We start from the raw sequence: 12,880 nt of genomic DNA on the forward strand, positions 1-12,880 counted from the left end.
GATACAAGGCCTTCATTCTAGTCAAATGCGCCGCCTGGCGCCTAGCCGACCATGCCTAATACCCAATCGCCTTACGTTGCCTTCGCCATGCTGCTTTCGAGCAATGGCCATCCTGTCACTCCTGCCGAGCTGCATGGCTTGCTGGTCGGGCGCAGTTGCGCCGGTGCCGGCTTCGATGCCGATGCCTGGCTGGCCGACGCCGCCCAACTGCTTGAAATCGAGCCCGGTGACACTGTCCGCAACGCCCTGATCGGCCTGCAAGAGATGGTCAAGGGCGAGCTGACCAGCGATGACATGGCCATCGTCCTGTTGCTGCCGACCGATGACGCTGCGCTGGCCGACCGTGCTGCCGCATTGGGCCAGTGGTGCCAAGGTTTCATCACCGGTTTCGGCCTGAACTCCGGTGGCAAGGACCTTTCCACCGAAGCCAAGGACGTCCTGCAGGACCTGGTTGCGATTTCCCAGGTTCAGGAAGCCCTCGAAGAGTCCGAAGACGGCGAGAGCGACTACATGGAAGTCATGGAATACCTGCGCGTGGCGCCTCTGCTGCTGTTCTCCGAGCTTGCAAAGCCGGCGGCACCCGCGTCCAAGCCATCGCTGCACTGATCAACCGGGGGTAGTTCTGCCCATGAGCCATATACCCAAGGCCGAGTATGCCCGTCGGCGCAAGGCGCTGATGGCGCAGATGGTCCCCAACAGCATCGCCATCCTGCCGGCGGCCGCAGTTGCCATCCGTAACCGCGATGTCGAGCATGTGTACCGCCAGGACAGCGATTTCCAGTACCTCAGCGGCTTTCCCGAGCCCGAGGCGGTTATCGCCTTGATCCCGGGGCGCGAGCATGGCGAGTACGTGCTGTTCTGCCGCGAGCGCAACCCTGAGCGCGAGCAATGGGACGGCCTGCGTGCCGGCCAGGAAGGTGCAGTCCGCGACTTTGGCGCGGATGATGCCTTTCCGATCACCGACATCGACGAGATCCTGCCGGGCCTGATCGAAGGCCGCGAGCGGGTGTACAGCGCCATGGGCAGCAACCCCGAGTTCGACCGCCGGCTGATGGACTGGATCAACGTGATCCGCTCCAAGGCCCGCCTCGGCGCGCAGCCACCGAACGAGTTCGTTGCGCTGGATCACCTGCTGCATGACATGCGTCTGTATAAATCGGCGGCAGAGGTGAAGGTGATGCGCGCCGCGGCGGACATTTCTGCGCGCGCCCATGTGCGGGCGATGCAGGCCTGCCGTGCGGGCCTGCACGAGTACAGCCTCGAAGCCGAACTGGACTACGAATTCCGTAAAGGCGGGGCGAAGATGCCCGCGTATGGTTCGATCGTCGCCGCTGGCCGTAACGGCTGCATCCTGCACTATCAGCAGAACGATGCGCCACTCAAGGACGGCGACCTGGTGCTGATCGACGCTGGCTGCGAAATCGACTGTTATGCCAGCGACATCACCCGCACCTTCCCGGTCAGCGGGCGTTTTTCGCCCGAGCAGAAGGCCATTTACGAGCTGGTGCTAAAGGCCCAGGCCGCAGCTTTCGCCGAAATTGCCCCGGGTAAGCACTGGAACCACGCGCATGAAGCGACCGTGCGGGTCATCACCGAAGGCCTGGTGGAACTGGGCCTGCTCAAGGGCGAGGTGCAGGCGCTGATCGACAGCGAAGCCCATCGCGCGTTCTACATGCACCGCGCCGGGCACTGGCTGGGCATGGATGTGCACGATGTAGGCGAATACAAGGTGGGTGGCCAGTGGCGGGTGCTTGAGCCAGGCATGGCATTGACCGTCGAACCGGGCATCTACATTGCCGCCGACAACCAGACTGTCGCGAAAAAATGGCGCGGCATCGGCGTAAGGATCGAGGACGACGTGGTGGTGACCAAGCATGGTTGTGAAATTCTGACCTCGGGCGTGCCCAGGACGGTCGCCGAGATCGAGGCGCTGATGCAGGCGGCACGTAAGGACGCGGCATGAACCGAGTCAACCTGGCGATCATCGGCGGCGGCCTGGTCGGCGCCAGCCTGGCCCTGGCCCTGCAGGCCGGCGCAAAGGCGCGTGGCTGGAAAATCCTGCTGATCGAGCCTTTCGCCCCTGGCGACAGCTTCCAGCCCAGCTACGACGCGCGCTCCTCGGCATTGTCGTTCGGTACCCAGCAGATCTATCAGCAACTGGGCCTGTGGCAGGCCATCAGCCCGCGTGCCGAGCCGATTCGGCAGATTCAGGTTTCCGACCGCGGCCGCTTCGGCTCCACCCGCCTTGATGCAATGGAAGAAGGGGTGCCGGCGCTGGGCTACGTGGTCGAGAACGCCTGGCTTGGCCAATGCCTGTGGCAAGGCCTGGACAGTGAGGTGGTGAGCTGGCGTTGCCCGGCCGAAGTGAAGGCGATGCAGGCGATTGCCGGTGGTTATCGCTTGCAACTGGACGACGACACCAGCCTGGAATGCGACCTGGCGGTGCTGGCTGACGGTGGCCGGTCCGGGTTACGCGAGCAACTGGGCATTCATGTGCGCCGAACGCCCTACGAGCAGAGTGCGCTGATCGCCAATATCACCCCGGGCGAAGCCCACGGTGGCCAAGCCTTCGAACGCTTCACCGAGCAAGGCCCCATGGCCCTGCTGCCGCTACCTGATAACCGCTGCGCACTGGTATGGACCCGGCAAGGGATGGACGCCAAACGCCTGGCCGAGGTCGACGAACGCAGCTTCCTGCGTGAGCTGCAAAACGCCTTTGGCTATCGCCTTGGCGCTCTGCGCCAAGTCGGTGTGCGGCACCTCTACCCGCTGGCGCTGGTCGAGGCCGATGAACAAGTGCGCCCGCACCTGGTGGTGCTGGGTAATGCCGCGCATAGCCTGCACCCTATCGCCGGGCAGGGGTTCAACCTGTCGTTGCGCGATGTGCAGTCGCTGGCCGACGCGTTGCTCAAGGGCCCGCAGCAGCCAGGCGACCTTGCGACCCTGCAGGCGTACCACCAGCGTCAGCGGCTTGATCAGGCCCTGACCATCGGCTTTTCCGACCAGGTCACGCGGCTGTTCGGCAGCAACCAACCGCTGCTGGCTGCTGGCCGCAACATCGGCTTGCTCGGGCTCGACCTGCTGCCACCGGCCAAAAGCTGGTTCGCCCGCCAGGCCATGGGCCTGGGCACTCGCCCAGATCCGCGAGGCCAGGCATGAGCAGCCCGCGCCGGCTGGCGCGTCGGGCGCGCATGTTGCGTTGGCTGCTGAATTTCTACCCGCCGTACCTCGGCGCTGGCATTCGCATCCAGCACATCAGCCCGGACATGCGCAGCGTCAAGGTACGCATGAAACTCACCCGCTGGAACCGCAATTACGTCGGTACCCAGTTCGGTGGCAGCCTGTACTCCATGGTCGATCCGTTCTACATGCTGCTGCTGATCGAACAGCTGGGGCGTGAGTACATCGTCTGGGACAAGGCCGCCAGTATCGACTTCATCAGCCCGGGCAAGGGGCCGGTGTACGCCGAATTCCACGTCGATGACGCACTGCTGGAAGAAATTCGCCTGCAGACGGCCAGCGGCAAGAAGTACCTGCCACGTTTGCAGGTCGATATCCGCGACGGCGCCGGCGAACTGGTGGCGCGGGTCGATAAAACTTTATACGTGCGGCTCAAGCCGCAAGCGAGGCAGGCGTAAGGCATGGAAATGCGCGCAGATCTGTTGATTGTCGGTGCCGGTATGGTCGGCAGCGCCCTGGCCTTGGCATTGCGCCACAGCGGCCTGGAAATTCTCCTGCTCGACGGTGGCCCGCTGTCGGTGAAGCCGTTCGACGACGCTGCACCGTTCGAGCCGCGGGTCAGTGCCCTGTCGGCGGCCAGCCAGCGCATTCTCGAGCGCCTGGGCGCCTGGGATGGCATCGCCAGGCGCCGCGTTTCACCGTATTCGGACATGCATGTGTGGGACGGCAGCGGCACCGGCCAGATCCACTTTTCGGCGGCCAGCGTGCATGCGCAGGTGCTCGGCCATATCGTCGAGAACCGGGTAGTCCAGGATGGCCTGCTGGAACGCCTGCACGACAGCGATATCGGCTTGCTGCCCAACGCCCGCCTGGAGCAGATGCGCCGTTCTGGCGATGAGTGGCTGCTGACCTTGGCCGATGGCCGCCGCCTGCGCGCCCCGCTGGTGGTGGCTGCCGACGGTGCCAACTCGGCGGTGCGGCGCCTGGCCGGTTGCGAAACACGCGAGTGGGACTACTTGCACCACGCCATCGTCACCAGCGTACGCTGCAGCGCGGCCCACCAGGCCACGGCCTGGCAACGCTTCACCGATGAAGGGCCGCTGGCCTTCCTGCCGCTGGCGCGTGACGGCCGGCAGGACTGGTGCTCGATTGTCTGGTCGACCACGCCCGAGCACGCCGAGCAGCTCATGGCGTTGGATGATCAAGCCTTCCTCAAGGCGCTGGAACGCGCCTTTGAGGGGCGATTGGGCGATGTGCTGCAGGCGGACCCGCGAGTGTGCGTGCCGCTGCGCCAGCGCCACGCCAAGCGCTATGTGGACGAAGGGCTGGCGCTGATCGGCGATGCCGCACACACCATTCACCCGCTGGCCGGGCAGGGCGTCAACCTGGGCTTCCTCGATGCCGCGGTGCTGGCCGAGGTGCTGGTCAATGCCTGTGACCGCGCAGAGCGGTTGGCGGATGTGAAAGTGCTCAGCCGTTATGAGCGCCGGCGCATGCCGCACAACCTGGCGTTGATGGCGGCAATGGAGGGCTTTGAGCGGCTGTTCCAGGCCAACCCGCTGCCGCTGCGCTGGTTGCGCAACAGTGGCTTGAAAATGGTCGAAAAGCTGCCGGAGGCCAAGGCGTTGTTCGTGCGGCAGGCGTTGGGCCTGACAGGGGATCTGCCAGAACTGGCCAAGCCTTGAAGGTCATCTGCAACATCCGGTAACTGCTCGGTGGATGAGTCGTAAAATGGGATTCACTACCATTTGCGCCTCTCATACGATCCGAGGAGTGCTTTCCATGTTGCCACGCAAGCCCCTACTGGCCGCCCTGGCCCTGACCCTGTTCGGCGGTACAGCCCAGGCGGCGGACGAAGTGGTGGTGTACTCCTCGCGCATCGACGAGCTGATCAAGCCGGTGTTCGACGCCTACACCGCCAAGACCGGCGTCAAGATCAAGTTCATCACCGACAAGGAAGCCCCGCTGATGCAGCGCATCAAGGCCGAGGGCGAAAACGGCGTGGCCGACCTGCTGTTGACCGTTGACGCCGGTAACCTTTGGCAGGCGGAGCAGATGGGCATCCTGCAGCCGATCAAGTCGGACGTCATCGACCAGAACATCCCGCCGCAGTACCGTGCTTCGTCCCACGACTGGACTGGCCTGAGCCTGCGCGCACGGACCATCATCTACTCCACCGAGCGGGTCAAACCGGCAGAGTTGAGCACCTATGAAGCCCTCGCCGACCAGCACTGGGAAGGCCGCCTGTGCCTGCGCACGGCCAAGAAGGTCTACAACCAGTCGCTGACCGCCACCCTGATCGAAAACCACGGCGAAGCCAAGACCGAACAGATCGTCAAAGGCTGGGTGAACAACCTCTCTACCGATGTGTTCTCCGATGACAACGCGGTAATCCAGGCCATCGAGGCCGGCCAGTGCGACGTGGGTGTGGTCAATACCTACTACTACGGCCGCTTGCACAAGCAGAACCCAAGCCTGCCGGTGAAGATCTTCTGGCCTAATCAGGGCGACCGTGGCGTGCACGTCAACCTGTCGGGTATCGGCCTGACCAAACATGCCCCGCACCCGGAGGCCGCCAAGAAGCTGGTGGAATGGATGACCGGCGAAGAGGCGCAGAAGCTGTTTGCCGACATCAACCAGGAGTTCCCGGCCAACCCGAAGGTCAAGCCATCGGATGAAGTTGCGGCATGGGGCAGCTTCAAGGCTGACAGCATTCCGGTGGAAATCGCTGGCAAGCGCCAGGCAGAGGCGATTCGTCTGATGGATCGGGCTGGCTGGAACTAAGCGCCAGGGCTTATCCTTCCGGGGCCTGCAAAGGCCCTATCGCGGGCAAGCCCGCTCCTACAGGCCAGCGCCTATCCCTGTAGGAGCGGGCTTGCCCGCGAACGACCGCGCAGCGGTCGCAAACCGCCACCGAGACATTCGCCTTGCCCCACACCCCCCAACGCCGCTGGTACCTCCCGGTCACCCTGACCGCCGCCCTGGTGCTCCTGCCCATAAGCGTCCTGCTGCTGTCCTGGCAGTCGATAGACCTGCAAATCTGGTCGCACCTGCTTGACACCCAGATGAGCCGCCTGCTCGGCAACACCCTCACATTGGTGCTGGGTGTCGGCGTAGGCGTCACCGTGCTCGGCGTAAGCCTGGCCTGGCTCACCAGCCTCTGTGAATTCCCCGGCAGGCGCTGGCTGGACTGGGCACTGATGCTACCGTTTGCGATCCCGGCCTACGTGCTGGCATTCGTCTTTGTCGGCTTGCTGGACTTTGCCGGCCCTGTGCAAAGCGCCTTGCGCGAAGTGTTCGGCCCGATGCGCCTGCCGCGGGTGCGTTCCACCGGTGGGGTGATCATCGTTCTGGTGTTGGTGTTCTACCCCTACGTCTACCTGCTGGCGCGTACTGCCTTCCTGGCCCAGGGCAAGGGCCTGATGGAAGCGGCGCGGGTGTTGGGCCTGTCGCCACTGCAAGCCTTCTGGCGGGTTGCCCTGCCCATGGCCCGGCCGGCCATTGGCGCCGGCATCGCGCTGGCGCTGATGGAGACGCTGGCAGATTTCGGTGCCGTCGCGGTGTTCAACTTCGATACTTTCACCACGGCCATCTACAAGACCTGGTACGGGTTCTTCAGCCTGTCCAGCGCGGCGCAGCTGGCCAGCCTGCTGTTGCTGGCGGTGATGCTGGTGCTGTACGGCGAACGGCGTGCCCGCGGCGCGACGCGCAGCAGTAACGAACGCCCACGCGGGCAGGCGCTGTACCACCTGCGTGGCATCAAGGCACTGCTGGCCAGCGGCTGGTGCCTGCTGGTGTTCGCCTGTGCCTTCGTCATCCCGCTGCTGCAGTTGCTCGCGTGGTTCTGGCAGCGTGGGCGGCATGACCTGGACGAGCGCTACATCGGGTTGGTACTGCACACCCTGTACCTGGGGGGCATGGCGGCCTTGATCACGGTCTGCGTGGCATTGCTGCTGGCATTTGCCCGGCGTCAGGCGCCAACCGGGGGTATCCGTGCCGGCGTTGGCCTGGCCAATCTGGGTTATGCATTGCCCGGTTCGGTGCTGGCAGTGTCGATCATGCTGGCCTTCAGTTACCTCGACAATCACTTGGTGATTCCGCTTTCCACTTGGCTCGGCGGAGCTGGCAAGCCACTGCTGCTGGGCAGCCTGGCGGCCTTGCTGCTGGCCTACCTGGTACGCTTCATCGCTGTGGCCTACGGGCCGCTGGAAGGCAGCCTGGAGCGTATCCGCCCGTCGTTGCCGGAGGCTTCGCGCAGCTTGGGCGTCGGTGGTGCGAGATTGTTTTTCAAGGTGTATCTGCCGCTACTGGTCCCCGGCGCGCTCAGCGCCGCGCTGCTGGTTTTTGTCGATGTGCTCAAGGAGATGCCCGCCACCCTGCTGATGCGCCCGTTCGGCTGGGACACCCTCGCCGTCCGCGTGTTCGAAATGACCAGTGAAGGCGAGTGGGCGCGCGCCTCGCTGCCCGCGTTGACCTTGGTGCTGGTGGGCCTGCTGCCAGTCATCGGCCTGATCCGCCGTTCAGCCAAACGCCCCGGTCACAGTCACTGAGGGTGCCAGCCTGCGCCCATGCGGCTACAATGCGCGGCATTCGCGCGACGGGTCCTACAAGAAGAGCTGACGACCAAACGTCATCGACCGCCGCCGCTTCGCCACGCCCGGAAGGAGAAACCCATGGGACAGCGCACGCTTTTATACGACCTGCACCTGGCGCTTGGCGCCAAGACAGTCGATTTCGGTGGCTGGGACATGCCCCTGCACTATGGCTCGCAGGTCGAGGAGCACCATCAGGTGCGCAGTGACTGTGGGGTCTTCGATGTTTCCCACATGACCGTGATCGACGTCGATGGCAGCGACGCCACCGTTTGGCTACAGCGCCTGCTGGCCAACGACGTTGCCCGCCTCGACAGTGTCGGCAAAGCACTCTACAGCCCGCTGCTCAACGAAGCGGGCGGGGTGATTGACGACCTGATCGTCTACCGTACGGAAAATGGCTACCGCCTGGTCACCAACGCCGCCACCCGCGCCAAGGTACTGGCTTGGCTGGAAAGTCAGAGTGCCGATTTTTCGGTCGGTATCGAGGTCCGTCCCGACCTGGCCATTCTCGCCATCCAGGGCCCCCAGGCCCGCGACAAGGTTGCAGCCTTGCTCAGCGCCTCGCGCGCCGCGCTGATTCGGGAGCTACGCCCGTTTGAAGGGCTGGTCGAGGGGGACTGGTTCATTGCCCGTACCGGCTACACCGGTGAAGACGGGCTGGAGATCATTTTCCCGGGGAATGAGGCCGTGGCGTTCTACAACGACCTGGTTGGCGCCGGTATCGCCCCCAGCGGCCTGGGCGCCCGCGACACGCTGCGCCTGGAGGCCGGCATGAACCTCTACGGCCAGGACATCGACGAAAGCCACACCCCGCTGACGTCCAACCTGGGCTGGAGCATCGCCTGGGAGCCGGCTGAGCGCGACTTCATCGGCCGCGCTGGCTTACTGGCGGAAATCGAGCAAGGCGTGCAGGACAAGCTCGTCGGCCTGGTACTGGAAGAGCGCGGTGTTTTGCGTGCCCACCAGGTGGTTCGTGTGGCCGGGATTGGCGAAGGGGAGATCACCAGTGGTAGTTTCTCCCCTACGCTGAGCAAATCCATTGCCCTGGCGCGTGTACCCATGGCCACCGGCGACCGTGCCGAGGTCGAAATTCGCGGCAAGTGGTACCCGGTGCGGGTGGTCAAGCCGACCTTCGTGCGCCACGGCAAGATTCTGATCTGAAACTTTAACGGCGGGCCGACCGCTGACCCAATCGAGGAATACAAGACATGAGCAATATCCCCGCCGATCTGCGTTTTGCCGAAAGCCATGAATGGGCCCGCCTGGAAAGTGACGGCACAGTGACCGTTGGCATCAGCGACCACGCTCAGCAAGCCCTGGGTGATGTGGTGTTCGTTGAACTGGCAGAAGTTGGCAAGGTGTTCGCCGCTGGCGATGCGGCGGGCGTGGTCGAGTCGGTAAAGGCGGCTTCGGACATCTACGCCCCGGTGGGTGGTGAAGTGATCGCCGTCAACGAAGAGCTCGCCGACAGCCCGGAGCAGCTCAACGATGAACCTTACTCCGCGTGGATCTTCAAGCTCAAGCCAAGCAACCCGGCTGAGCTGGACAAGCTGCTGGATGCTGCCGGTTACAAAGCCGCTATCGGCGAGTGATAGCGCGCTGGCTTCATCGCGGGCAAGCCCGCTCCTGCAGGTTCAGCTCCGGCCTATAGGAGCGGGCTTGCCCGCGAAAGGGCCGGTACTGCCAAAGCAAGTTTTCCCGCAGTATCGGCAATCCTTCCTAGACTTATAAGTCTCCATGAGACCTGGTCTAGGAAGAGAGCGTCGTCATGTCCCAGTCGCCATCCCTGCATCAACTGCAAGAGCTCAACCCTTTCCTGCGCCGCCACCTGGGGCCCGATGCCTCGGAGCAGCAGGCCATGCTCAGCGCCCTTGGCCTCGCCAGCCGCAGCGAGCTGATCGAGCAGACCGTCCCGCCGGGCATCCGCTTCAACCGCGCACTCGACCTGCCGCCGGCACTGGACGAACAGGCCGCGCTGGCCAAGCTCGCCGGCTACGCCGAGCAGAACCAGGTGTGGACCAGCCTGATCGGCATGGGCTACCACGGCACCGTCACGCCCACCGTCATCCTGCGCAACGTGCTGGAAAATCCTGGCTGGTACACCGCCTATACCCCTTATCAGCCGGAAATCGCCCAAGGCCGGCTGGAAGCCCTGCTCAACTTCCAGCAGATGGTCATCGACTTGACCGGCCTGGCCCTGGCCAATGCCTCGCTGCTCGATGAAGCCACTGCAGCTGCCGAAGCCATGGCCCTGGCCAAGCGCGTGGCGCGCAACAAGAGCAATGCGTTCTTCGCAGACGAGCACTGCCACCCGCAGACGCTTTCGGTACTGAAAACCCGTGCCGAGGGGTTTGGCTTCGAGTTGATCGTCGACTCTGTGGATAACCTGGGCAAGCATGCGGTCTTCGGCGCCTTGCTGCAGTACCCGGACACCCACGGCGAGGTGCGCGACCTGCGCCCGCTGATCGAGCAGTTGCACAACCAGCAGGCGCTGGCCTGCGTGGCGGCTGATCTGCTCAGCCTGGTGGTGCTGACCCCGCCTGGCGAGCTCGGTGCCGATGTAGTGTTGGGCTCGACCCAGCGCTTTGGCGTGCCCATGGGCTACGGTGGCCCGCATGCCGCCTATTTTGCCTGCCGCGACGACTACAAGCGGGCGATGCCGGGCCGCATCATCGGTGTCTCGCGCGATGCGCGTGGCAACACGGCTCTGCGCATGGCCCTGCAGACCCGCGAACAGCATATTCGCCGCGAGAAGGCCAACTCCAACATCTGCACGGCGCAGGTGCTGCTGGCCAATATCGCTGGGTTCTACGCGGTGTACCACGGCCCTGAAGGCTTGCAGCGCATCGCCCAGCGTGTGCACCGGCTTACCTTCGTGCTGGCTGCCGGCCTCGAAGCCAAGGGCATCAAACGCCTCAACCAGCACTTCTTCGACACCCTTACCCTGGATGTCGGCGGCGCGCAGGCGGCAATTATCGAAAGCGCGGAAGCGGCGAGGATCAACCTGCGCATTCTTGGACGGGGCCATTTGGGCGTGAGCCTGGATGAAACCTGCAATGAGGCCACCGTGTTGCGGCTGTTCGACATTTTCCTCGGCGTGGACCACGGCCTGGACATCACCGCACTCGATCAGCAGGCCCTGCCGGAGGGCATCCCCGCCGCGCTGGTGCGGCGCACGCCGTTTCTCGCCCACCCGGTATTCAATTTGCACCACAGCGAAACCGAGATGCTGCGCTACCTCAAGCAGCTGGAGAACAAGGACCTGGCGCTGAACCAGTCGATGATCCCGCTGGGCTCCTGCACCATGAAACTCAATGCCACCAGCGAGATGATCCCCATCACCTGGCCAGCGTTCGCCAACCTTCATCCCTTCGCCCCAGCCGCGCAGGCTACGGGTTACAAGGCAATGATCGACGAGCTGGAAAGCTGGTTGTGTGCCATCACCGGGTTCGACGCCATTTGCATGCAGCCCAACTCCGGCGCCCAGGGTGAATACGCCGGGCTCATGGCGATCACGCGCTATCACCGCAGCCGTCATCAGCCCCAGCGCACCCTGTGCCTGATCCCGTCGTCGGCCCACGGCACCAACCCGGCCTCGGCGCAGATGGCTGGCATGGAGGTAGTGATCGTCGACTGTGACGATGCCGGCAACGTCGACCTCCAAGACCTCAAGGCCAAGGCCCATGCCGCGGGCGACAAGCTGTCATGCCTGATGGTCACCTACCCTTCTACCCATGGCGTCTACGAAGAAGGCATTCGTGAAATCTGCGAAGTCGTGCATCAGCACGGCGGCCAGGTGTACATGGACGGCGCCAACCTCAACGCCCAGGTCGGCCTGGCGCGGCCGGCGGACATCGGTGCCGACGTGTCGCACATGAACCTGCACAAGACCTTTTGCATCCCCCATGGTGGTGGCGGCCCTGGCATGGGGCCGATTGGCATTCGCGCCCACCTCACACCCTTCGTCGCCAGCCACCCGGTGGTGCCGGTACCGGGCCTGGACCCGAACAACACTGCGGTCAGCGCCGCCCCCTGGGGCAGCGCCAGCATTCTGCCGATCAGCTGGATGTACATCGCCATGATGGGCCCGCAACTGGCGGATGCCAGCGAAGTGGCGATTCTCTCGGCCAACTACCTGGCCAGCCAGCTGGGCGGTGCCTTCCCGGTGTTGTACCGGGGCCGCAACCAACGGGTGGCGCATGAGTGCATTCTTGACCTGCGGCCGCTCAAGGCACAGACCGGGATCAGCGAGGAGGATGTCGCCAAGCGCTTGATGGACTATGGCTTCCATGCCCCGACCATGTCATTCCCGGTACCGGGCACCCTGATGGTCGAGCCGACCGAGAGCGAGTCGAAGGCTGAGCTGGACAGGTTCGTCGAAGCGATGCTGGCGATCCGCGCGGAGATAGGCCAGGTGCAGGACGGCAACTGGCCGGCGGAGGACAACCCGCTGAAGCATGCCCCCCATACCCTGGCTGATGTGCTGGCACCGTGGAACCGGCCGTACAGCCTGGAGCAGGCCGTCGCCCCCAGCGCTCACGTACGCAAACACAAGTATTGGCCAGCGGTGAACCGGGTCGACAATGTGTATGGGGACAGGAACCTGTTTTGCGCGTGTGTGCCGGTGGAGGCGTATCGCTGATATCGGTGTTGGCGTCATCGCCGGCAAGCCGGCACCCACAGGTTCTGCACTGGATTTGAAGCGGCGGGGTTCTGTGGGAACGGGCTTGCGCGCGAAAAGGGCCGCGCAGTTATTCGGCTAACGAATTCTTGGCCAGAATGGCATTGGCCAGCTCCATGTCGCTGGCTTGCAGCCCTGGGTTCTCGGCCCGTACCTGGCGCATCGCTGCCTCAAGGTAGGGCCCGCGAATAGCGCCTTCGCTGGCCACGAAGCTGCCGGCGTCATCCTGCGCCGCGATGACCAGCTTGTGGTCCCTGGAGGTCAGGTAGGTCGATCCCGTGGTCGCGCCGGAAGAAATCACGTTGCGCCAGAAGGTGTCGGCAAAGGCGGAGCCAATGGGCAGCGAAAGCAGGGCAGCGGCTGCGATGGCGGTTTTGAGACGCATGATGAAACACCTCGAAGGGTGAGGGCTGATGTTGCCCGC

11 protein-coding genes are annotated in these 12,880 nt (G+C 64.2%); 10 read left to right on the forward strand and 1 reads right to left on the reverse strand.

Annotated features, from left to right (window positions below):
- Positions 1 to 51 precede the first annotated feature (51 nt).
- The 10 genes from ABEH27_RS20180 (at position 52) to gcvP (ending at position 12,417) form a co-directional block, all read left to right on the forward strand.
- Positions 52 to 606: a YecA family protein gene (locus tag ABEH27_RS20180; protein ID WP_346615250.1), complete on the forward strand. Its 555-nt coding sequence runs from the start codon at positions 52 to 54 to the stop codon at positions 604 to 606.
- 22 nt (positions 607 to 628) lie between these two features.
- Positions 629 to 1,963: a Xaa-Pro aminopeptidase gene (gene pepP, locus ABEH27_RS20185; RefSeq protein ID WP_346615251.1), complete on the forward strand. Its 1,335-nt coding sequence runs from the start codon at positions 629 to 631 to the stop codon at positions 1,961 to 1,963.
- Positions 1,960 to 3,159: a 2-octaprenyl-6-methoxyphenyl hydroxylase gene (ubiH, locus tag ABEH27_RS20190; protein ID WP_346615252.1), complete on the forward strand. Its 1,200-nt coding sequence runs from the start codon at positions 1,960 to 1,962 to the stop codon at positions 3,157 to 3,159. The genes pepP and ubiH overlap by 4 nt, the downstream gene beginning before the upstream one ends.
- Positions 3,156 to 3,638, forward strand: coding sequence for a DUF4442 domain-containing protein (locus ABEH27_RS20195; protein ID WP_346615253.1), 483 nt, complete (start codon positions 3,156 to 3,158; stop codon positions 3,636 to 3,638). The genes ubiH and ABEH27_RS20195 overlap by 4 nt, the downstream gene beginning before the upstream one ends.
- A gap of 9 nt (positions 3,639 to 3,647) precedes the next feature.
- Positions 3,648 to 4,865 carry a 2-octaprenyl-3-methyl-6-methoxy-1,4-benzoquinol hydroxylase gene (locus ABEH27_RS20200; protein ID WP_346615298.1) on the forward strand — a complete coding sequence of 406 codons (1,218 nt, stop codon included), beginning with the start codon at positions 3,648 to 3,650 and terminating at the stop codon, positions 4,863 to 4,865.
- A gap of 97 nt (positions 4,866 to 4,962) precedes the next feature.
- Positions 4,963 to 5,964, forward strand: a complete 1,002-nt coding sequence (locus ABEH27_RS20205) for an extracellular solute-binding protein (protein WP_346615254.1) — start codon at positions 4,963 to 4,965, stop codon at positions 5,962 to 5,964.
- A 143-nt stretch (positions 5,965 to 6,107) separates the two neighbouring features.
- On the forward strand, positions 6,108 to 7,730 hold the full coding sequence (locus ABEH27_RS20210) for an iron ABC transporter permease (protein WP_346615255.1): 1,623 nt from the start codon (positions 6,108 to 6,110) through the stop codon (positions 7,728 to 7,730).
- 123 nt (positions 7,731 to 7,853) lie between these two features.
- On the forward strand, positions 7,854 to 8,936 hold the full coding sequence (gene gcvT / locus ABEH27_RS20215; protein ID WP_346615256.1) for a glycine cleavage system aminomethyltransferase GcvT: 1,083 nt from the start codon (positions 7,854 to 7,856) through the stop codon (positions 8,934 to 8,936).
- Positions 8,937 to 8,983: 47 nt separating this feature from the next.
- Positions 8,984 to 9,367: a glycine cleavage system protein GcvH gene (gcvH, locus tag ABEH27_RS20220; RefSeq protein ID WP_346615257.1), complete on the forward strand. Its 384-nt coding sequence runs from the start codon at positions 8,984 to 8,986 to the stop codon at positions 9,365 to 9,367.
- Between the two features lie 176 nt (positions 9,368 to 9,543).
- On the forward strand, positions 9,544 to 12,417 hold the full coding sequence (gcvP, locus tag ABEH27_RS20225) for an aminomethyl-transferring glycine dehydrogenase (protein ID WP_346615258.1): 2,874 nt from the start codon (positions 9,544 to 9,546) through the stop codon (positions 12,415 to 12,417).
- Positions 12,418 to 12,526: 109 nt separating this feature from the next.
- On the opposite strand, the gene ABEH27_RS20230 is transcribed toward gcvP, so the two are convergent.
- Entirely contained in the window at positions 12,527 to 12,841 is a 315-nt protein-coding gene (locus ABEH27_RS20230; protein WP_346615259.1) for a DUF2388 domain-containing protein, read from the reverse strand.
- Positions 12,842 to 12,880: the final 39 nt, after the last annotated feature.

The sequence above is a fragment of the Pseudomonas sp. P39-UII1 genome (assembly GCF_039672635.1).
GTDB lineage: Bacteria > Pseudomonadota > Gammaproteobacteria > Pseudomonadales > Pseudomonadaceae > Aquipseudomonas.